Source organism: Pseudomonas azotoformans, from assembly GCF_900103345.1.
Taxonomy (GTDB): Bacteria; Pseudomonadota; Gammaproteobacteria; order Pseudomonadales; family Pseudomonadaceae; genus Aquipseudomonas; species Aquipseudomonas azotoformans.
Genome location: NZ_LT629702.1, coordinates 4,667,347 through 4,685,894 on the forward strand (window position 1 = coordinate 4,667,347; position 18,548 = coordinate 4,685,894).

The window sequence follows — 18,548 nt, forward strand, 5'->3', positions numbered from 1 at the left end:
GGCTGCGGCCATCGACCGACCGGTCATCACCCCGAAGGTTTTCCGTCGACCACCCGGCATTGGCATTTGCCCCACTTCCCCGGGGGCCATAGAATGCGCCGATGCGCGATGATCTCTCCCTTTTGCTGAACTCCCTCAACGATGCCCAACGCCAGGCCGTAGCGGCCCCCGTTGGCCGTCAGTTGGTCCTGGCCGGTGCTGGCTCCGGTAAAACCCGAGTGCTGGTGCACCGTATCGCCTGGTTGATCCAGGTCGAAAACGCGTCCCCGCATTCCATCCTGTCGGTGACCTTCACCAACAAGGCCGCTGCCGAGATGCGCCACCGCATCGAACAGCTGATGGGCATCAGCCCGGCCGGCATGTGGGTGGGCACCTTCCACGGCCTGGCGCACCGCTTGCTGCGGGCACACTGGCAGGAGGCGGGCCTGGCCCAGACCTTCCAGATCCTCGACAGCGATGACCAGCAACGCCTGGTCAAGCGGGTGATCCGCGAGCTGGGCCTCGACGAACAACGCTGGCCGGCGCGCCAGGCGCAATGGTTCATCAACGGCCAGAAAGACGAAGGCCTGCGCCCGCAACACATCCAGGCAAGCGGCGATCTGTTCCTGGCCACCATGCGCAGCATCTATGAAGCCTACGAGGCCGCCTGCGTGCGCGCCGGGGTCATCGACTTCTCCGAACTGCTGCTGCGCGCCCTCGACCTGTGGCGCGACAACCCAGGCTTGCTGGCGCATTACCAGAAACGTTTCCGACACATCCTGGTGGACGAGTTCCAGGACACCAACGCCGTGCAGTACGCCTGGCTGCGCCTGCTGGCCAAGGGTGGCGACAGCCTGATGGTGGTGGGCGACGACGACCAGTCGATCTACGGCTGGCGTGGCGCGAAAATCGAGAACATCTACCAGTACTCCGAAGACTTCCCGGACGCGGTCACCATCCGCCTGGAGCAGAACTACCGCTCCACTGCCGGGATCCTCAAGGCGGCCAACGCCTTGATCGCCAACAACACCGGGCGCCTGGGCAAAGAACTGTGGACCGACGGCGGCGAAGGCGAAGCGATCAACCTGTACGCCGCGTTCAACGAACACGATGAAGCGCGCTACGTGGTGGAAACCATCGAAAGTGCGCTGAAAACCGGCCTGGCACGCAGCGACATCGCGATCCTGTACCGCTCCAACGCCCAATCGCGAGTGTTGGAAGAAGCCTTGCTGCGCGAACGCATCCCGTACCGCATCTATGGCGGCCAGCGCTTCTTCGAGCGGGCCGAGATCAAGAACGCCATGGCTTACCTGCGCTTGCTGGAAGGCCGTGGCAACGATGCGGCGCTGGAACGGGTGATCAATATCCCGGCCCGTGGCATCGGCGAAAAAACCGTCGAAGCCATTCGTGACCACGCACGCCACGCCGATGTGTCGATGTGGGAAGCCATGCGCCTGCTCATCGCCAATAAAGGCCTGACCGGTCGTGCGGCGGGTGCGCTGGGTGTGTTTGTCGAGCTGATCGAGAACCTGGCGGCCAAATGCGCAGAAATGCCACTGCATTTGATGACCCAGACCGTGATCGAGCAATCCGGGCTGATCGCCTACCACGAAGCGGAAAAAGGCGAGAAAGGCCAGGCCCGGGTAGAAAACCTTGAGGAACTGGTGAGCGCCGCCCGTGCGTTCGAAAACACCGAGGAAGACGAAGAACTGACGCCGCTTGCCGCCTTCCTCGGCCATGCGTCGCTGGAAGCCGGTGATACCCAGGCCGATGAGCATGAAGACAGCATCCAGCTGATGACCCTGCACAGCGCCAAGGGCCTGGAATTCCCTTACGTGTTCCTGGTGGGCATGGAAGAAGGCCTGTTCCCGCACAAGATGAGCCTGGAAGAACCCGGCCGCCTTGAGGAAGAACGCCGCCTGGCCTATGTGGGCATCACCCGGGCGATGCAGAACCTGGTGATGACCTACGCCGAAACCCGACGCCTGTACGGCAGCGAAACCTACAACAAGGTGTCGCGCTTCGTACGTGAAGTACCGAAGGGCCTGATCCAGGAAGTGCGCCTGTCCAACAGCGTCAGCCGCCCGTTCGGTGGTGGACAGCAGCAGAACTCCAGCAGCATGTTCGCCGGCTCCGAGATTCCGGAAACCCAGTTCAGCCTTGGCCAACAGGTCAGGCATTCGGTATTCGGCGAAGGCGTGATCCTCAACTTCGAAGGTGCCGGTGCCCAGGCCCGTGTGCAGGTGAATTTCGCCGAAGGCAGCAAGTGGCTGATGATGGGTTACGCGAAACTCGAAGCCATTTGAGACCTTCCCTTTGTAGGAGCGAGCTTGCTCGCGAAGATCGTCAACGATAATGCGGGCATTCTGGATGAACGCGTTGCCTGGGCGTTTTTCGCGAGCAAGCTCGCGCCTAAAGAGGGCGCATGGACATGAAGATGGTTGGCCCGCCCTTGTTTTTCATCCACTCGGGCCAATATCTGTAATAAGTCCTACAGACCACTCCGAATCGGTCCTACGCAAAAGCCCGAAACATTATGCCGCTAGCCACTGTCACCACACCTGTGCAACATGGCGCGCGTGCAATCCACAAATGGGAATTCCCTTTATGAAACGTTTTCTTAGCATCGCCATGGCGTTGTGCATCGGCCTGACGATGAGCCTCGACGCCAACGCCAAACGCTTCGGTGGCGGCAAAAGCTCAGGCGCAGCACCGACTCACCAGACCAGCCAAATGGCTCCATCCGCCGGTGCCGGCGGTGCTGCGGCTACCGCAGGCGCCGCCGGTGCTGCAGGCGCTGCCGCCAAGGCCGGCGGTGCTTCGCGCTGGCTGGGCCCTCTTGCCGGCATCGCCGCCGGTGGCCTGCTCGCCTCCATGTTCATGGGCGGCGGCTTCCAGGGCATGCAGATCTTCGACATCCTGATCATGGCGGTCATCGCCTTCCTGGTCTTCCGCTTTATCGCCGCCCGTCGCCGCAAGCAGCAGGAGCACCTGGCTCCAGCCGGCGCGCCGATGCAGCGTGAAGTGTTCGAGCAAAAACCAGCCATGGGTTCGATCTTCGGTGGTTCAGCAGCACCTGCTGCGGCCCGTCCGGTGATCAACGCACCGGCCTGGTTCAACGAGGAACGTTTCGTCGAAGCGGCCCGCAGCCACTTCCAGTCCCTGCAACAGCACTGGGACGCCAACGAAATGGACAAGATCGCCGAGTTCGTGACCCCGCAACTGCTGGAGTTCCTCAAGCGCGAACGCGCCGAGATTGGCGATGCATTCCAATCAACTTACATCGACGACCTGCGCGTGCAGCTGGACGGTGTGGATGATCGCGCCGACAAGACCATCGCCACCCTGACCTTCAGCGGTGTGTCGAAGTCCTCGCGTTTCGACCAGGGCGAAGTGTTCAGCGAAAGCTGGAACATGGAACGTGCCCAGGGCGACAACCAGCCATGGCTGGTCGCCGGTATCCGCCAGAACGGCTGATCCCTGCACGCTTGGTAAACAGATACAAAAAACCCCGGACCTGTCCGGGGTTTTCTATTTCACGGTTGCACTTATAGCGAGCTACTGTATAAAACGCCCCTATAAACCGCGCCATCTAGCAAGAGGATCCCGGCCGTGGAAGAAATCATCGAACAATTGCGTGAAGCCAACGAACCGGTCCCGGTTCCCTTGGAGCTGCCTGACGAAGACCAACTGGTGGAGATCGAGGAACAACTGTTCATCGACATCCCGTTTGTCTTCCGTGAATTCCTGCTGACCGTCAGCGACGTGGTGTACGGCAGCCTGGAGCCGGTGACCGTCACCGACCCGCAGTCCCACACCTACCTGCCGGACGTGGCCGCCAACGCCTGGGACGCCGGTGTCGACCGCAGCCTGATCCCGATCTGCCAGGACGGCGACGACTACTACTGCGTCGAAGAAGACGGCACCGTGGTGCTGTGGTCCGGCGAAGAAGAAATCGTCACCGAAGAAACCTGGGAATCGGTGTGGCACTGGGCGCGAGACGTCTGGCTGGAAAGCTGACAGCGCTCTCTGGCTAAAGAGGCTTGCTGTGGCGAGCGGGCTTGCCCCGCGTCGGGCTGCGAAGCAGCCCCCCAAAAAAGCCCCTCAATGCTCCGGCGTATCCTTATGGTTATCCAGCGTCTCCAACAAGGCGACCTGCATCCGCGTATGCACGCGGATGAACCATCGCCAGAGCACCGCCGCCACAGCCGCCGTGACCACGGCGATCAGCACCAGCAACTTGTTGGTCGGCAGAATACTGGCCGACAAGGCTGCCAATAGCAGGAAGATCACCAGCAACGAGAGGATCGGGATCAGTTCCGCGATCACTCTTCGCACACGCTGGGTATGCCGCCCGGCCATTTCCGGCTTCACGCTCATCTCCGCCAGCAGCATCGACAGCGCCTTGAGCTTGCGATACGCGGCAATCAAGAACGGCAGTGACAACAGCAACGCCCCGCCCCAGATCAACGCCTTCTGCCAGCTTGGATCGCTGATCCAGCCTTCCAGATACCCACCGATACGCACCGCAAAAAAGCTGCCGGCAAAGAAGATCGCCACCACCAGCGCCAGGTTCACCCCGACTTGCAGGATGATCTTGCGGATCATCGACGCCAGCATCGCGCCCTCGCCTTGTGGCTGAATACTGCGCAGCCATTCGCCATACATGCCGAATACTCGGCTCATACGCTGGGGCATGACCGACGCGATCTTCAACGACAGCGGGTCGGCACCGCGAATCAGGTACGGCGTGAGCAGTGTGGTAATGGCCGAAACCGCTACCGCGACGGGATAGAGGAAATCACTGGTCACCTGCAGCGTCATCCCCAGCGCCGCGATGATGAAGGAAAACTCGCCAATCTGTGACAGCCCCATGCCCACGCGCAGTGAGGTACGGCCATCGTTGCCGGCGATAAACGCCCCCAGGCCGCAGGACAGCATTTTGCCCAGCACCACGGCCACGGTGATCACCGCAATCGGCCAGGCGTATTGCAGCAGGATCTGCGGGTCGATCATCAAGCCGATGGCGACAAAGAAGATGGCGCTGAACATGTCGCGAACCGGCTCGATCAGGCGCTCGATCTTAATCAACTGCCGGGATTCGGCCATGATCGCGCCGATCAGAAAAGCGCCTAGGACCATGCTGTATTCCAGCTTGACCACCAGCAGGCAGAAACCGAAACACAACCCCAGTACGGTGATCAGCAACATCTCGTTGCTTTCGAACTTGGCCACGTAGGCCAGCAAGCGCGGTACCAGCAAAATGCCGATGACCAGCGCGACAATCATGAACAGCGAGAGCTTGCCGACGGTTGAGAACACTTCGCCGGAGCTGACCGTGCCGCTGACGGCGATGCTCGACAGCAAGGCGATGATGCCAATGCCGAGGATGTCCTCGACGATCAGAACGCCGAAAATCAGTTGGGCGAAACGCTGGTTCTTCATCTTCAGGTCATTGAGCGCCTTGACGATGATGGTGGTCGAGGAAATCGCCAGGATCGCGCCGAGGAACAGTGAGTCCATGGTGTTCCAGTCGAACCAGCGGCCGATTTCGTAGCCGATCCAGATCATCAGGATGATTTCCAGGAAGGCCGCGATAAACGCGGTGGCGCCGACCTTGAACAGTTTGCGCAGGCTGAATTCCAGGCCCAGGCAGAACATCAGGAAGATCACCCCCAGCTCGGCGAGGGTCTTGATGGTGTCTTCGTCGTGGATCAGGCCGAACGGCGGGGTGTGCGGGCCAATGATGAACCCGGCGACGATGTAGCCCAGCACCACCGGCTGCTTGAGGTGGTGAAACAGAATGGTGACAACCCCTGCCACCAGCATGATCACGGCCAAGTCCTGGATAAAGCTGATGGCGTGCATGGCGAGGGGCTCCTTGAGGGTACTGGTGCTTTTCTCACTTCCGCGCGCGCCTTTGAAATATCGCAAAGTGCGGAAGGAAAAGTCTGCCTTGATCGTAAGAAATGCCCTGGGATGGGCTTTTGAAGGTTAACACCGCGACTTCCGCCGGAAAGCCGGTGCAATATATGGAAACAGATCGGTGCGCGCGTGACGGCAAGCCGCCCACCGGCGTCCCGTTATGGATGGCGCTGCAAAGATTCCAGCACCCGCAGAGGTGCCCCCCAACCAATGCCTACAACCCGTGAGTGTGCTATGGAACCCGGAAACGCCCAGCTGTCGATGACGGTATTGATGACCCCTGACATGGCCAACTTCTCAGGCAATGTCCACGGCGGCACCCTGCTCAAGTACCTCGACGAAGTGGCCTACGCCTGCGCGAGCCGTTATGCCGGCCGCTATGTGGTCACCCTGTCGGTGGACCAGGTGATCTTCCGCGAGCCGATCCATGTCGGCGAGCTGGTGACCTTCCTCGCGTCGGTCAACTACACCGGCAACACCTCGATGGAGGTAGGCATCAAGGTGGTGACCGAGAACATCCGCGAACGCTCGGTGCGCCATACCAACAGCTGCTTCTTCACCATGGTCGCGGTGGACGACCAGCGCAAACCGGCCGCCGTGCCCCCGCTGCAACCTCAGAACAGCGAAGACAAGCGCCGATTCGTACAGGCCCAGCAGCGCCGGCAGATCCGACAGGAACTGGAGAAGCGCTACCAGGAAATCAAGGCAGACGCGCTGTAGGCCCTTTCCCCCTGTAGGAGCGAGCCCCCGCTCCTACAACCGCCAGCATTGATCGTCGTGGGCACACACATCAAAGCGCTGGTCCAACTGGCTCATGCGCTCCATATGATGGTTCACGATGTCCACCATCACCGCTTTGCTGGTGTTCTTGTAGTACTGCGCCATCAACTTGTCGTTCGCCTTGACGCGCTCGACCACGGCGGCGTCCGTCGGGTTCTGCCATTGCTCCAGGATGGCATCTTCGGTGCCGCTCAGGCGCATGCGGTAAACCCGCTCATACAGCGCGAGGGTACGCGCCTTGCGGCCGGCCATTTCCTGATTTACCAGTGCATAGTTCTGACGGTATTGAGTCCAATAGGCCTCAGGCGGAGTGAACTGGCCGAATCGCGCCTTGCGCTCGGCGATTTCCTCCTCGACGGCTTGCGGGCGCTGCGCCGTGTCAGGCTCCATCAACGTGATGAGTTGCATATGGGTTTCAACGATTGCGTTGATCATCGCGGTACGGTGTGGCGTGTCCGGGATTACCTTGCCGAATATCGGGCTTTTGCCCGCGCACGATGGCATGCCGTTCTCGAATATCGGCTGTGGAATGCGCACATCCTTGCCACCCGAGCGCGTCAGGCGCTGCAACGAGGTCGTGCAAATGCCACGCGCCATATCGAAGGTCACTTCGTACTCTTCCCCGGCCTTTGGCGTGATGCTCATTGATTTGCCGCAGACATAGCTGCCGCCATTGGTGTTGATCATCAACATGGTTTCCTTGCCGGGCGCCAGCTTGAACTCCAGCAAGCCCCTGGCCTTGGCAGGCGGGGGCACCGACATGCCGACACGCCGCCGGGTATCGACCAGGAAAATATTGTTGAGCATGCCGGTGGTCTGGCCCATGCAATGCTGCGCGTCGTAGACGTCGATGGTGGTGTTGGAGGTATTGGAGATGAAGCGCAGCTTGGCAGCGTCCGGCTCGGTAGCGTCAGGGTAAGTACCGTTCACACTGCAACCGGCCAGCAACGATGTCAGCACCAGGGCGGTCAGCGCCCGTGGCGAAGGAAATACAGGGGACATGGTTCTTCCTTGAAAAACACAGGGGACTAAAAGGCGCCCGATAGTACCGGACGCCCTTTGCCTGGCTCAATCAGGAATATTCCTACAACCCGATAGGCGTGGCTTCGAAACGTACGCGAGGATGGGCAATGCGGTCCTGGGCGCGCACCAGTTCCAGTTCGTAACTGGCGCAGGCCTGGGTTTCCAACAGCACTTCATGGACCGCTGCGGCGGTGAATTCAAAGGCGGCGAGCAGGCTGTCACCCAACAGAACACGCGCCAGGAACAGCCCCGAGGTCAAATCGCCGACGCCCACCGGCTGACGGGGAAACGCCAGCAGCGGCCGACGCAAATGCCAGCTACCATCGGCGGTCACCAGTAGCATCTCGAAACCGTCCGGCAGCTTGCCTGGATAATCCAGGTGTTTGACCAATACGGCCTTCGGCCCACGCGCCAGCAACGCCTTGGCCATGGCCAGACAATCGAACAGCGATTGCGGCTTGCGCCCGGCAAAGCTGTCCAGTTCCAACTGGTTGGGGCACAGGAAGTCGGCCATGGCCGCGGCTTCGTCCAGCAGGAAATCGCTGACTTCCTGAGGCACGATGCAGCCCTTTTCCGGATGCCCCATCACTGGGTCGCACAAGTACAAGGCCTTTGGGTTGATGGCCTTGATGCGCGCCACGCCGGTCAGGATCGCCCGGCCCTGATCCGCACTGCCCAGGTAGCCGGACAGAATCGCATCGCAATTGCCCAGCTCGCCGATAGCGGCAATGCCTTCCACCAGCGCCGGAATCTGCTGTGGCGCCAACACTTCTCCCGCCCATTGGCCATACTGGGTGTGGTTGGAGAACTGCACCGTGTTCAGCGGCCAGACGTTCACCCCGACGCGCTGCATGGGGAAAACGGCGGCGCTGTTTCCGGCGTGGCCAAAGACCACATGAGACTGGATCGCAAGCAGATGAGGTGTGCGTTTCATGCGGGAGATTTCCGTAAAACCAATGAAATTCTGGCCGCGCAGTATGCGACTAAACGCAGCCTGTACGACAGACCGGCGACACAGTTAAGCTGCTCTCACTTTGTTGGAGTTTTTTCGCATGCTGACCCTGGGAAACATGTTCGTGTTGATGCTGCTGGCGACCGGTGCCGCCTGGGTATGGCACAACCACGGCCTGCGCGAGCGGGCGCTGGAGCGGGTCAAGCAGCATTGCGCCAAGCTCGACATCGAACTGCTCGACGGTGCAGTGGCACTCAAGCGCATCGGCTTTGTAAAGGATGCCAACGGTCGGCGGCGCCTGGCACGCATCTACAACTTCGAGTTCACCGTGACCGGCGAAACCCGCCATCCGGGGACTATCACCCAGTTCGGTGCCCACAGCGCACAGATCGAACTGGCGCCCTACCCTTTCGAGATCAAGACGCCGCTGCCCAGCGCCGAAGTGATTGAGCTGAGCCAGTGGCGCCAGGACCATGCGTCCAAGAACCGTCACTGACGGCTGGCGGCCAGCGCACGCTGTAACGTGTCCACGTCCTGTGGCTCGCTGAAGATCAATTCGATGCGTGAATCGCGACGCCATTCGCTGGGTTGCCAGGCGAGCGGGCCGTTATCCACAGCGTTGGCGGACACCCAGCCTTCGGCACTGTGGATAACCAGTTTGGCGCGGCGCCAATCAAGGCTTGTAAGCCAGTGATGCAGCCGCTGGGTGTCGAACTGCTGGCTGGGGTGCCAGCGCCAACCAATGCTCCAACCGCCCTCTTGAGCCTGACTCAGGCAAATGGGCTGGCCTGGATCGGTCCAGATGGCCGGCATTTGCCCCAGGCGTTGGGGTACGGCGAAGTTATCCACAGCCGCAACACCTCGTGCGCCAAGCCCAGGTAAATGCGCCAGCGGTAGATGCGCCTGGCGAGTCCAGTAAAGCGGGCATTCGGGTAACTGGCGCTCGATCACCTCGCGCTGCGCCGCGTCCAGTGCTTCGTCCTTGTTCAATACCAGCAACCCGGCACTCGCCAACGCCTCCTGCTGCGCTGGGGGCAAGGGCTTGCCCGCCGCCAGCGCTTGCGCATCCAGCACCACCACACACGGCTGGACGGCCAGCACGTTCTGCCACGGCGCTTCGCGCAACTGCTTGAGCAACTGTGCCGGATGACCCAGGCCCGAGGGTTCGATAAACAACCGATCGGGCTTAGCCTTACGTAGCAAACGGCCCAGACCTACCTGGAACGGAGCGCCATTCACACAACACAGGCAACCTCCCGCAACTTCGCCCAAGGCAATGCCGTCGTCATCTCGCGTGAGCAAGGCAGCGTCCAGGCCGATCTGCCCGAACTCGTTGATCAACACAGCCCAACGCTCATTGGCCGGGCGTTGGCCGAGCAGGTGCTGGATGAGGCTGGTCTTGCCGGCGCCCAAGGGCCCGGCAATCACGTGGGTGGGAATGTTCTGCAGCATGAGAGGCATCGTTCGGACCGTGTAGAGCGTTTGATCCTACGCGGTTATGCGAGCCAATCCAGTGTCAGGATCAAGCGGCGCTCGTCGGCCCTCAGTGCGGGCGAACGGTGAATCAGGCCATGACCTTCATTGCCATGCCATTTGGTGCCCTTGAGCAAGGCCACTTCGCCACAGTGGATCTGCTCGATACGCTCGGTGGGTTCGGCATCCGGCTGGCTGAGTTTGCGACGGTCCATCACGCCTTCACGCAACCACTGGCTGCCAACCCCGGCATAGGTGGTGATCAAGCGCACCGGCACGTGGTCGACGTGAAAACGCGGGCACATGGCTTTATCCAGCAGACGCAGGCGCACGCCTATACGCTTGGCGCCGAGCAGGCAGGCGAACGCACTGACCAGCCACGACACATCGGCGATAAAGCCTTCGTAGCCCTCAAGATCACGACAACTCGACGCCAAGCCCTGCAAGTTTGGCTCGGCGTCTTCGTTGTTGAGCTCGATGACCATGGAATCGGCCAACGGCTCGTTGAGCGACACCAGCAAGGCGCCGAACTCGGCGATGTGCAGTGGCAGGTGGCGCTGCCACAGCGCCAGGTTGACGCCGTCTTCGAGAATGTCGGACAGCGCCAGCGGGGTGTCACCGCGGGTCTGGCGAATCACGGGACGCAGGGGGATAACCGGGGCCAGCATCAGGCGGCTGCCTCCTCATACCAGGGGCCAAAAGGATCGGCCAGCAGGCGCCAACCGTCGACGCCCAAGGCCATTTCTTCATCGTTGAGCAGGCACGCATCCAACTCGGCGCGCATGCGGGTGAAGTCGATGTTCTGGCCGATAAACACCAACTCCTGGCGGCAGTCGCCGGTGCTCAGTTGCCAGTTGCCCATGATCGCCGCGACGTTTTCTTCGTCCTGAGGCCACTGGCTTTTTGGCACGAAGCGCCACCAGCGGCCGGCAAAACCATGACGCATCAGACCGCCGGCCTGGGACCAACTGCCCGCATCCTGGTGTTTGCTGGCCAGCCAGAAAAACCCCTTGGAACGCAGCAGTTTGCCGTTGACCCACGGGCGGTCGATAAAGTCGAAAAAGCGCTGTGGATGAAACGGGCGGCGCGCGCGGTAAGCGGTGGAGGCAATGCCGTACTCTTCGGTTTCCGGCACATGTTCACCGCGCAATTCCTGCAACCAGCCCGGAGCCTGGGCCGCGCGCTCGAAGTCGAAACGGCCGGTGTTGAGGATCTTGTTCAGCGGCACTTCGCCCATGACCATCGGGATGATTTCCGCCTGGGCGTTGAGGCGCTCGAGGATTGCCATCAACTCTTCACGTTCGCGGCTGCTGATCAGGTCGATCTTGCTGATGAGGATCACGTCGGCGAATTCGATCTGCTCGATCAACAGGTCGGTGATGGAGCGTTCGTCTTCTTCACCCAGGGTTTCACCGCGCGAGGCCAGGCTTTCGGCGGCCTGGTAGTCGAGCAGGAAGTTCATGCCGTCGACCACGGTGACCATGGTGTCCAGGCGGGCGATGTCGGCCAGGCTTTGCTCGTTCTCGTCACGAAAGGTGAAGGTCTCGGCCACCGGCAAGGGCTCGGAGATGCCGGTGGATTCGATCAGCAGGTAATCGAACCGACCTTCCTTGGCGAGTTTTCCGACTTCTTCCAGCAAGTCTTCACGCAAAGTGCAGCAGATGCAGCCGTTGCTCATCTCCACCAGTTTTTCTTCGGCACGGTTGAGGGTGACGTCGCGCTGGACTTCGCTGCCATCGATGTTGATTTCGCTCATATCGTTGACGATCACCGCCACCCGCAGATTTTCGCGGTTGCGCAGGACATAGTTAAGCAGCGTGCTTTTACCGGCGCCGAGAAAGCCGGACAACACAGTAACGGGGAGACGATTGGGCATCAGGTATTCCTCATCAGGGTTGGCCGGTCAGATCGCCCGTTTATGGCGTTCGCGCAGCTCTTCACGTTCTTTGGCTTCGATACACAGGGTTGCGGTAGGACGCAGCAACAAGCGCTTCAGGCCGATGGGCTCGCCAGTCTCGCGGCACCAGCCGTACTCGCCGCGCGCCAGCAATTCGAGGGCGTCGTCGATCTTGTCCAGCAGCTTCTTTTCCCGCTCCAGCAGGCGCAGTTGCCATTGACGCTGTTCTTCAGCGCTACCGACATCGGCCGGGTCGCTGTTGGTTTCCTGCTCACGCAGCAGCAGGAATTGGGCGTCGATACGCGTTTGCAGCTCATTGCGTTGGGCCAGCAGCAACTCACGGAAGAAGCCTTGTTGGGCCTCATTCATGTAGTCGTCGGGCAGCTGGGCCAGCAGGTCTTGTTCGGTCATGGAGAGCGGTTCACGGGTCAGGCTGTGCTTTTATGTTATAGTATAACAATACAAATAAGCCAATACCCTCTTGCTCACCACGACGAAGGGCGCAATGCTTGAACACTTCCCTGCCGCGAGAAACCTGATGAAATACCTGGTGTGCGCCCTGTTTTTGGCTGCGGCGGGACCTGCCTGCGCCCAGGCCCCCAGCCTGTTGGCCCACTGCACGCGCAGCGCCAACCTGCTGGCTTGTGTGGATCCATTGGGCAATGCCTACAGCGTGGCGACCGTCGGCAGTACCACGTATTTGCGCGGGTATGAGGTGATCGGCAAGCGCTACTGGGCGCAGACCAACAGCCGCTACGGGCAGCTGACGTTCTTTACCGGGTTGGCGTCGGATGGTGAGGCGTGGGTCGGCTACACGCGGCGCGTGGGCTGGACCACCCTCAACCGGTTTTCCAGTTCGGGTGGCGCCAGCGCCAAATTCACCTGCAGCCGTATAACGGGTTGCTAGACCTGGGCGTTCTTCTGTTCCTGCACCCACGCCATGTAGCTGTTCATCGGTGGGTTCTTCTGGAAATACTTTTTCAAGCCTTCGAACAACCCATCGGCAACCGCCTGTTGATGCCGCGCGGTGACCAGCCGCGCACTGTCCCGCGCATTGGAGATAAACCCGGTTTCCACCAGGATCGACGGCACGTCGGGTGACTTGAGTACCGCGAATCCCGCCTGTTCCACGCGCTTCTGATGCAGGCTGGTGATGCCTTCCAGGCTACCCAGGATCGAGTTGCCCAGTTGCAGGCTGGAAGCGATGGTGGCGTTCATCGACATATCCAGAATCACCCCGGCCAGCATCGGGTCCTTGTCCTTCAGATTGAGCAGGCTGGTGGCGCCAAGCAAATCGGCACCGTTTTCCCGTTGTGCCATGAACCGCGCCGTGGCTGAAGTCGCGCCGCCTTCGGAGAGGGCATACACCGACGCGCCCGAGGCGGTGATGCGCGGCGCCGCGTCCGCATGCACGGAGATGAACATGTCGGCATTGTGCTTGTGAGCGATCTCCACCCGTTTGCGCAGCGGTACGAAGAAGTCATCGTTGCGCACCAACTTCACATCAAAGCCCTTCTCGCGCTTCAAGCGTTTGGCCAACAGTTGCGCGATGGACAGCACCACGTCTTTTTCGCGCTGGCCCTTGGACCCGACCGCCCCCGGGTCCTTGCCGCCGTGGCCGGGGTCGACCACCACAATAATGTCGCGCTTGGGGTGCGCCTTATCCACGCGCGGCGCAGGTTCGGCGGCAATCTGGCGAGGCGCCTGAGTGGCGCTGGTCAGGTCCAGCACCAGGCGATGACCCTGGCCGTCCTGGGGTGGCAATAGAAAGCTGTTGAGCTGCATCGGTGCGGCCAGGTCCAGCACGATGCGCGTATCGCCTTTGCCGAAATGCCCCGAGCGGATCGAGGTGATGCCGCTGTTCTTCAGCGCCAACTGAGAGAAATCACCGCTGAGGCCGGCGCCGCTCAGGTCAATGATCAGGCGTTCCGGCGCGCTCAGGGTGAAGGTCTTGTATTGCACCGGGCCGCTGAGGTCGAACACCAGCCGCAGCTTGTCGTCCGAGCGCCACAGGCGGGCATTGCTGATCTGCGTGGCGTGGGCGGCGAATGGCAAGGTGAAAAGAGGGCTGGCCAGAAGCAGGTTAAGAAGCTGACGTCTGTGCATGAAAAGTACCGCAAAAAAGGAGCGTCCCTGCTCTACATGACTGAAAAAAGGCTGGCGCAGAAAAACCATCGTCGACACAATAGTTATACTATAACATGTCTTTTTATTTCCAATGATGGACCTGCTCATGAATGCGCTGACTCTGCCGGATATCGCCGCGCAGGCTTCACGCCAGGCCTTGCCACTCGACTGGGTAGGCATGTGTGGCATCGCCCTGCCAATCCTCATCGACGGCCAGCGCCTCACCGCCACCGCCGATGCCGGCGTGAGCCTGGACGATGGCACCGCCCGTGGCATTCATATGTCACGCCTGTACCTGGCACTGGAGATGCTCGACCAGCAGCCCCTTACGCCTGCACTTCTGCGTACTGTACTGCAGCGTTTTCTCGACAGTCATGAAGGTTTATCTAATAACGCCTACCTGCGCATCCACACTGATCTGCTGCTCAAGCGCTCGGCGCTGGTCAGCCCGTTGGCCGGCTGGAAAGGCTACCCGGTGAGCATCGAAGCGCGCCTGGAAAAACAGATGTTCCACGTGGAACTAAAAATTGACGTTACCTATTCCTCAACCTGCCCGTGCTCGGCTGCCCTCGCCAGGCAGTTGATTCAGCAGCAATTTCTTGAAGACTTTGGCAACACCCCGCTGCAGCATGAGGACGTGTTGACCTGGCTCGGCAGCGCCAACGGCATCGTCGCCACACCCCACAGCCAGCGCAGCAACGCGCAGTTGCTGATCGAACTGGATGGCGACCAACCCAGCCTGCCCATCACCGAACTGATCGATAACGTCGAAGCCGCCCTCGGCACGGCCGTACAAACCGCTGTAAAACGCGCGGACGAACAAGCCTTCGCCCTGGCCAACGGGCAGAACCTGATGTTCTGCGAAGACGCCGCCCGCCGCCTGAACCTCGCCTTGAAACGCTCGGATGCCGTCAAAGCCTTCCACCTGAAAGTGATCCACGCCGGAAGCCTGCACGCGCACGATGCCGTGGCTGAAAGCCGCTGGACGAGAAACCCTGCATGATCACCTGCACCACCTTACGCTGGGGCGCCCCGGGCCAACCACTGACGCCCGCCCTCGACCTCACCCTTGAGAAAGGCAGCCTCACCGGCATCATCGGCGCCAACGGCACCGGCAAAAGCAGCCTGCTCAAAGTCATCGCCGGCCTGCAAAAACCCTTGGCGGGCAAGGTCACGGTGGCGGTTCCACGCCGTGGCGGCCTGTCGTTTCTGCCCCAGCAACAACACCTGGACCGCCAGTTCCCCATCAGCCTGCAGGAACTGGTCGCCGCCGGATTCTGGGGCACCCAGCTCTCCCCGCAACAACGCAGCCAGCGCCTTGAAGCCGTGTTGGAGGACTGGTGCCTCAGCGGCCTGGAACACCGCCCGTTGATGGCATTGTCCGGTGGTGAGCTGCAACGCGCCCTGCTCGCCCGCATGAGCCTGGCCGAAGCGCCGGTGCTGTTACTCGACGAACCCCACGCCGCCCTCGATGAAGAAGGCCAGGCGCTGTGCTGGAAACATATTCACGCCTGGCACGACGCAGGCCGTACGCTGATCGTGGTCTGCCATGACCTCGCTTCCGTGCGCCACCACACCCAGCAGGTGGTGCAGATCAAAAACACCGGCTGCCTGTTCGGCCCCAGCAAAGAGCTGATCCGCCCACAGCCCCAAATGCAGGTGGCCTGATGCACTTCGCCGCCCACCTGTGGATGCCCTTCCTCGACTTCGTATTCATGCGCCGCGCGCTGATCGGCGGACTGGTACTCGCCTGCAGCACCGCACCGCTCGGGGTGTTCCTGATCCTGCGACGCATGAGCCTGATCGGTGACGCCGTGGCCCACGGCATCCTGCCCGGCGCCGCCCTCGGTTTCTGGTTTGCCGGCCTTAGCCTGCCGGCCCTGACCATCGGCGGCCTGGGTGCCGGCTTGAGCATGGCCGGCCTGTCCGCATGGATCACCCGCCGCACCGGCCTGCGTGAAGACGCCAGCCTGGCCGCCATCTACCCCATCTCCCTCGCCGCCGGCGTGTTGATCCTCGGCATCGCCGGCAAGCGTCTGGATCTGCTGCACCTGCTGTTCGGCTCCGCCCTGGCCGTGGATGAAACCACCCTCACCGGCATGCTCTGGGTCTCGGGGTTCAGCCTGATCGCCATGGCGGTGATCTACAGACCGTTGCTGCTGGACACCCTCGATCCGCTGTTCCTGCAAACCGTCAGCCGCCTCGGCCCACTGGCTCACGGGTTGTTCCTGACCCTGGTGGTGCTGAACCTGGTGATCGGTTTCCAGGCCATCGGCGCCTTGATGGTGGTGGGTTTGATGATGCTGCCGGCCATCGCTTCGCGTTTCTGGAGCCGGCGCCTGCCGGTGTTGATCGCAGTATCGGCGGTGCTGGGATGCCTGTCGGTATGGCTGGGTTTGTTGCTTTCGTTCTACTACTCGCTGCCCAGCGGCCCGGCCATCGTGCTGGTGGCTGGCGCCGGGTATCTGCTGTCCGTGGTCTTCGGTCCGGTGCACGGCTTGCTGCGCCGCCCGCCCTCCCTTACATCCCAATGAGGTGTTTCCCGATGCGCGCTTTACTCGTGCTGTTCAGTCTGCTGCTGCCGTTGTCGATGGCCCAGGCCGCCGACAAACTCCAGGTGGTGACCAGTTTCAGTATTCTCGATGACATCACCCACCAGATCGGTGGCGATCACATCCAGATCAGCAACATGGTCGGCCCCGACGCCGACGCCCATACCTACGAGCCAACGCCGGACGATGCCAAGGCGTTGCTCAAGGCCAAGCTGATCATCAAGAACGGCCTGGGCTTCGAGCCATGGCTGGACCGTCTGGTGGCCAGCACCGAAACCAAGGCCACTGTGGTCACCGCCAGCAAAGGCGTGATTTCCCACACCATGGAAGAAGACGGCGAAACCATTCCTGACCCACACGCCTGGCACAACCTGGCCAACGCCGAAATCTACGTGAACAACATCACCAAGGCGCTGGTCGCCGCCGACCCGGCGAACAAGGCGGATTACCTGCGCAACAGCCAGGCCTACCTGAAAGAGATCTACCGCCTGCTGGCCGAAGCCAAGGCCAAGTTCGGTGCGCTGCCACCAGGCAACCGCCGCATCGTCACCTCCCATGACGCCTTCGGCTATCTGGGCCAGGCCTACGGCATTGAGTTCCTTGCGCCTCAGGGCTTATCCACCGAACGTGAACCCTCGGCCGCCGAAGTCGCCGCGCTGATCACCCAGATCCGCAAAGACAAGGTCAAGGCCGTGTTCATGGAAAACATCAAAGACTCACGCCTGCTCAAGCAGATTGCTGACGAAAGCGGCGCGCAGATCGGCGGCACGCTGTACTCCGACGCACTCGCCGCCCAAGGCCCGGCCAGCACCTTTACCGGACTGTTCGAGTACAACCTCAACACCCTGTGTGCGGCCCTGAGCAAGCCATGACCCTGAGCATGCTCGACCTGGAAGGGGCTGCCGTGGGCAGCCGCTTTCCACTCGAACCTGTACTCGATGCACTGCCGTGGAACAGCGACGGCCTGATCGCCGCCATTGCCCAGCAACACGGCAGTGGCGCGGTGTTGATGCTGGCCTGGATGAACCGCCAGGCCCTCAAGGAAACCCTGGCCACCGGGCAAGTCTGCTACTGGTCGCGCTCGCGCCAACAGCTATGGCGCAAGGGCGAAAGCTCCGGCCATTGGCAACAGCTGGTCGAAGCACGCCTGGATTGCGACGGCGACGCTGTGTTGCTGATCGTCGACCAGCAAGGCCCGGCGTGTCACACCGGCCGCCCTACCTGCTTCTACAACGCTATCGATGGCGACCACGTTCACATCATCACGGAGCCCTCAGCATGATCCGCAAAAACCCGTCCGGCGATCTTCCCGTCATTGCCGAATCGGCCTACGTCGACAAGACCGCAATCATCTGCGGCAAGGTCATCATCGGCGAGAACGTCTTCGTCGGCCCCTACGCGGTGATTCGCGCCGATGAAGTCGACGCCAGCGGGGACATGGACCCGATCACCATCGGCGCCAACTCCAACATCCAGGACGGCGTGGTCATCCACTCCAAGTCCGGCGCAGCAGTGACCATCGGCGAGTTCACCTCCATTGCTCACCGCTCCATCGTCCACGGACCCTGCAGCGTCGGCGACCGCGTGTTCATCGGCTTCAACAGCGTGCTGTTCAACTGTGCCGTGGGCGATGGCTGCGTAGTGCGCCACAACTCGGTGGTCGACGGCCGCGATTTACCCGCCGCCTTCTACGTGCCCTCCACCACCCGCATAGGGCCCAACACCGACCTGTCGCAATTCCCGCCGGTGAGCGTGAGCGCCTCGGAGTTTTCCGAAGACGTGGCGCGTACCAACGTCGATCTGGTGCGCGGCTACAAAGCCCTGCAAAACGAGTTCTGAG

At 61.4% G+C, this 18,548-nt stretch carries 20 protein-coding genes; 12 read left to right on the plus strand and 8 right to left on the minus strand.

The annotated features are described in order from the left end of the window. The first annotated feature begins 101 nt into the window (after positions 1 to 101). The 3 genes from uvrD to BLR69_RS21260 all read left to right on the plus strand — a co-directional run bounded on the left by uvrD (position 102) and on the right by BLR69_RS21260 (position 3,999). Positions 102 to 2,285, plus strand: coding sequence for a DNA helicase II (uvrD, locus tag BLR69_RS21250; protein ID WP_071494679.1), 2,184 nt, complete (start codon positions 102 to 104; stop codon positions 2,283 to 2,285). Positions 2,286 to 2,586: 301 nt separating this feature from the next. Continuing rightward, positions 2,587 to 3,456, plus strand: coding sequence for a Tim44 domain-containing protein (locus BLR69_RS21255; protein WP_058424317.1), 870 nt, complete (start codon positions 2,587 to 2,589; stop codon positions 3,454 to 3,456). 135 nt (positions 3,457 to 3,591) lie between these two features. Next, entirely contained in the window at positions 3,592 to 3,999 is a 408-nt protein-coding gene (locus BLR69_RS21260) for an SMI1/KNR4 family protein (protein WP_028618538.1), read from the plus strand. Between the two features lie 84 nt (positions 4,000 to 4,083). Here BLR69_RS21260 and BLR69_RS21265 read toward each other — a convergent pair whose 3' ends face one another. Next, on the minus strand, positions 4,084 to 5,847 hold the full coding sequence (locus BLR69_RS21265; RefSeq protein ID WP_071494680.1) for a cation:proton antiporter: 1,764 nt from the start codon (positions 5,845 to 5,847) through the stop codon (positions 4,084 to 4,086). Positions 5,848 to 6,138: 291 nt separating this feature from the next. Here BLR69_RS21265 and BLR69_RS21270 point away from each other — a divergent pair, with 291 nt between their 5' ends. Continuing rightward, entirely contained in the window at positions 6,139 to 6,624 is a 486-nt protein-coding gene (locus tag BLR69_RS21270) for an acyl-CoA thioesterase (RefSeq protein ID WP_033897247.1), read from the plus strand. A gap of 33 nt (positions 6,625 to 6,657) precedes the next feature. Here BLR69_RS21270 and BLR69_RS21275 read toward each other — a convergent pair whose 3' ends face one another. Together BLR69_RS21275 and pdxY are read right to left on the minus strand one after the other, a co-directional pair. Next, positions 6,658 to 7,686, minus strand: a complete 1,029-nt coding sequence (locus BLR69_RS21275) for a hypothetical protein (RefSeq protein WP_071494681.1) — start codon at positions 7,684 to 7,686, stop codon at positions 6,658 to 6,660. Positions 7,687 to 7,768: 82 nt separating this feature from the next. Continuing rightward, on the minus strand, positions 7,769 to 8,641 hold the full coding sequence (gene pdxY / locus BLR69_RS21280) for a pyridoxal kinase PdxY (protein ID WP_071494682.1): 873 nt from the start codon (positions 8,639 to 8,641) through the stop codon (positions 7,769 to 7,771). 118 nt (positions 8,642 to 8,759) lie between these two features. Between pdxY and BLR69_RS21285 the strand changes: the two genes are divergently transcribed. Further along, complete coding sequence (locus tag BLR69_RS21285) at positions 8,760 to 9,155, plus strand: DUF3301 domain-containing protein (protein ID WP_058424321.1); 396 nt, start codon at positions 8,760 to 8,762, stop codon at positions 9,153 to 9,155. Here BLR69_RS21285 and BLR69_RS21290 read toward each other — a convergent pair. The 4 genes from BLR69_RS21290 to dksA are packed head-to-tail and all read right to left on the minus strand — an operon-like array spanning position 9,149 to position 12,440. Next, positions 9,149 to 10,111 (minus strand): CobW family GTP-binding protein, encoded by a 963-nt coding sequence (locus BLR69_RS21290; protein ID WP_071494683.1) that lies wholly within the window; start codon positions 10,109 to 10,111, stop codon positions 9,149 to 9,151. The two genes, BLR69_RS21285 and BLR69_RS21290, sit on opposite strands and share 7 nt — an antisense overlap. Before the next feature lie 44 nt (positions 10,112 to 10,155). Continuing rightward, complete coding sequence (locus BLR69_RS21295; protein ID WP_071494684.1) at positions 10,156 to 10,800, minus strand: DUF1826 domain-containing protein; 645 nt, start codon at positions 10,798 to 10,800, stop codon at positions 10,156 to 10,158. Next, positions 10,800 to 12,008: a zinc metallochaperone GTPase ZigA gene (gene zigA, locus BLR69_RS21300; RefSeq protein ID WP_071494685.1), complete on the minus strand. Its 1,209-nt coding sequence runs from the start codon at positions 12,006 to 12,008 to the stop codon at positions 10,800 to 10,802. The genes BLR69_RS21295 and zigA overlap by 1 nt, the downstream gene beginning before the upstream one ends. Positions 12,009 to 12,035: 27 nt before the next feature. Next, positions 12,036 to 12,440 carry an RNA polymerase-binding protein DksA gene (dksA, locus tag BLR69_RS21305; protein ID WP_071494686.1) on the minus strand — a complete coding sequence of 135 codons (405 nt, stop codon included), beginning with the start codon at positions 12,438 to 12,440 and terminating at the stop codon, positions 12,036 to 12,038. A 127-nt stretch (positions 12,441 to 12,567) separates the two neighbouring features. Between dksA and BLR69_RS21310 the strand changes: the two genes are divergently transcribed. Next, positions 12,568 to 12,936, plus strand: coding sequence for a glutamine synthetase (locus tag BLR69_RS21310; RefSeq protein ID WP_071494687.1), 369 nt, complete (start codon positions 12,568 to 12,570; stop codon positions 12,934 to 12,936). Here BLR69_RS21310 and BLR69_RS21315 read toward each other — a convergent pair. Next, a complete protein-coding gene (locus BLR69_RS21315; RefSeq protein WP_071494815.1) occupies positions 12,933 to 14,135 on the minus strand; it encodes an N-acetylmuramoyl-L-alanine amidase in 1,203 nt (400 codons plus the stop codon). The genes BLR69_RS21310 and BLR69_RS21315 overlap by 4 nt on opposite strands. Positions 14,136 to 14,262: 127 nt before the next feature. On the opposite strand from BLR69_RS21315, the gene folE2 reads away from it, so the two are divergent. From folE2 to BLR69_RS21345, 6 genes are read left to right on the plus strand one after another with little or no spacing between them, the layout of a single operon-like run. Then, positions 14,263 to 15,159, plus strand: a complete 897-nt coding sequence (gene folE2 / locus BLR69_RS21320) for a GTP cyclohydrolase FolE2 (protein ID WP_071494688.1) — start codon at positions 14,263 to 14,265, stop codon at positions 15,157 to 15,159. Continuing rightward, positions 15,156 to 15,824 carry a metal ABC transporter ATP-binding protein gene (locus BLR69_RS21325; RefSeq protein ID WP_071494689.1) on the plus strand — a complete coding sequence of 223 codons (669 nt, stop codon included), beginning with the start codon at positions 15,156 to 15,158 and terminating at the stop codon, positions 15,822 to 15,824. Before folE2 ends, BLR69_RS21325 begins: the two co-directional genes overlap by 4 nt. Continuing rightward, on the plus strand, positions 15,824 to 16,690 hold the full coding sequence (locus BLR69_RS21330; protein ID WP_071494690.1) for a metal ABC transporter permease: 867 nt from the start codon (positions 15,824 to 15,826) through the stop codon (positions 16,688 to 16,690). The genes BLR69_RS21325 and BLR69_RS21330 overlap by 1 nt, the downstream gene beginning before the upstream one ends. 11 nt (positions 16,691 to 16,701) lie before the next feature. Next, on the plus strand, positions 16,702 to 17,580 hold the full coding sequence (locus BLR69_RS21335; RefSeq protein WP_071494691.1) for a metal ABC transporter substrate-binding protein: 879 nt from the start codon (positions 16,702 to 16,704) through the stop codon (positions 17,578 to 17,580). After that, positions 17,577 to 17,990 (plus strand): phosphoribosyl-AMP cyclohydrolase, encoded by a 414-nt coding sequence (hisI, locus tag BLR69_RS21340; protein ID WP_071494692.1) that lies wholly within the window; start codon positions 17,577 to 17,579, stop codon positions 17,988 to 17,990. The genes BLR69_RS21335 and hisI overlap by 4 nt, the downstream gene beginning before the upstream one ends. Beyond that, positions 17,987 to 18,547, plus strand: coding sequence for a gamma carbonic anhydrase family protein (locus BLR69_RS21345; protein ID WP_058424331.1), 561 nt, complete (start codon positions 17,987 to 17,989; stop codon positions 18,545 to 18,547). Before hisI ends, BLR69_RS21345 begins: the two co-directional genes overlap by 4 nt. Position 18,548: the final 1 nt, after the last annotated feature.

Excerpts from the sequence above, each read along its gene's own strand:
- hisI (WP_071494692.1), top strand. The coding sequence starts at position 17,577 with ATGACCCTGAGCATGCTCGACCTGGAAGGGGCTGCCGTGGGCAGCCGC.
- zigA (WP_071494685.1), bottom strand. The coding sequence starts at position 12,008 with ATGCCCAATCGTCTCCCCGTTACTGTGTTGTCCGGCTTTCTCGGCGCC.
- BLR69_RS21310 (WP_071494687.1), top strand. The coding sequence starts at position 12,568 with ATGAAATACCTGGTGTGCGCCCTGTTTTTGGCTGCGGCGGGACCTGCC.
- BLR69_RS21270 (WP_033897247.1), top strand. The coding sequence starts at position 6,139 with ATGGAACCCGGAAACGCCCAGCTGTCGATGACGGTATTGATGACCCCT.
- uvrD (WP_071494679.1), top strand. The coding sequence starts at position 102 with ATGCGCGATGATCTCTCCCTTTTGCTGAACTCCCTCAACGATGCCCAA.
- BLR69_RS21315 (WP_071494815.1), bottom strand. The coding sequence starts at position 14,135 with ATGCACAGACGTCAGCTTCTTAACCTGCTTCTGGCCAGCCCTCTTTTC.
- BLR69_RS21255 (WP_058424317.1), top strand. The coding sequence starts at position 2,587 with ATGAAACGTTTTCTTAGCATCGCCATGGCGTTGTGCATCGGCCTGACG.
- BLR69_RS21290 (WP_071494683.1), bottom strand. The coding sequence starts at position 10,111 with ATGCTGCAGAACATTCCCACCCACGTGATTGCCGGGCCCTTGGGCGCC.
- dksA (WP_071494686.1), bottom strand. The coding sequence starts at position 12,440 with ATGACCGAACAAGACCTGCTGGCCCAGCTGCCCGACGACTACATGAAT.
- pdxY (WP_071494682.1), bottom strand. The coding sequence starts at position 8,641 with ATGAAACGCACACCTCATCTGCTTGCGATCCAGTCTCATGTGGTCTTT.
- BLR69_RS21335 (WP_071494691.1), top strand. The coding sequence starts at position 16,702 with ATGCGCGCTTTACTCGTGCTGTTCAGTCTGCTGCTGCCGTTGTCGATG.
- BLR69_RS21345 (WP_058424331.1), top strand. The coding sequence starts at position 17,987 with ATGATCCGCAAAAACCCGTCCGGCGATCTTCCCGTCATTGCCGAATCG.
- BLR69_RS21330 (WP_071494690.1), top strand. The coding sequence starts at position 15,824 with ATGCACTTCGCCGCCCACCTGTGGATGCCCTTCCTCGACTTCGTATTC.
- BLR69_RS21325 (WP_071494689.1), top strand. The coding sequence starts at position 15,156 with ATGATCACCTGCACCACCTTACGCTGGGGCGCCCCGGGCCAACCACTG.
- BLR69_RS21285 (WP_058424321.1), top strand. The coding sequence starts at position 8,760 with ATGCTGACCCTGGGAAACATGTTCGTGTTGATGCTGCTGGCGACCGGT.
- BLR69_RS21275 (WP_071494681.1), bottom strand. The coding sequence starts at position 7,686 with ATGTCCCCTGTATTTCCTTCGCCACGGGCGCTGACCGCCCTGGTGCTG.
- BLR69_RS21265 (WP_071494680.1), bottom strand. The coding sequence starts at position 5,847 with ATGCACGCCATCAGCTTTATCCAGGACTTGGCCGTGATCATGCTGGTG.
- folE2 (WP_071494688.1), top strand. The coding sequence starts at position 14,263 with ATGAATGCGCTGACTCTGCCGGATATCGCCGCGCAGGCTTCACGCCAG.
- BLR69_RS21295 (WP_071494684.1), bottom strand. The coding sequence starts at position 10,800 with ATGCTGGCCCCGGTTATCCCCCTGCGTCCCGTGATTCGCCAGACCCGC.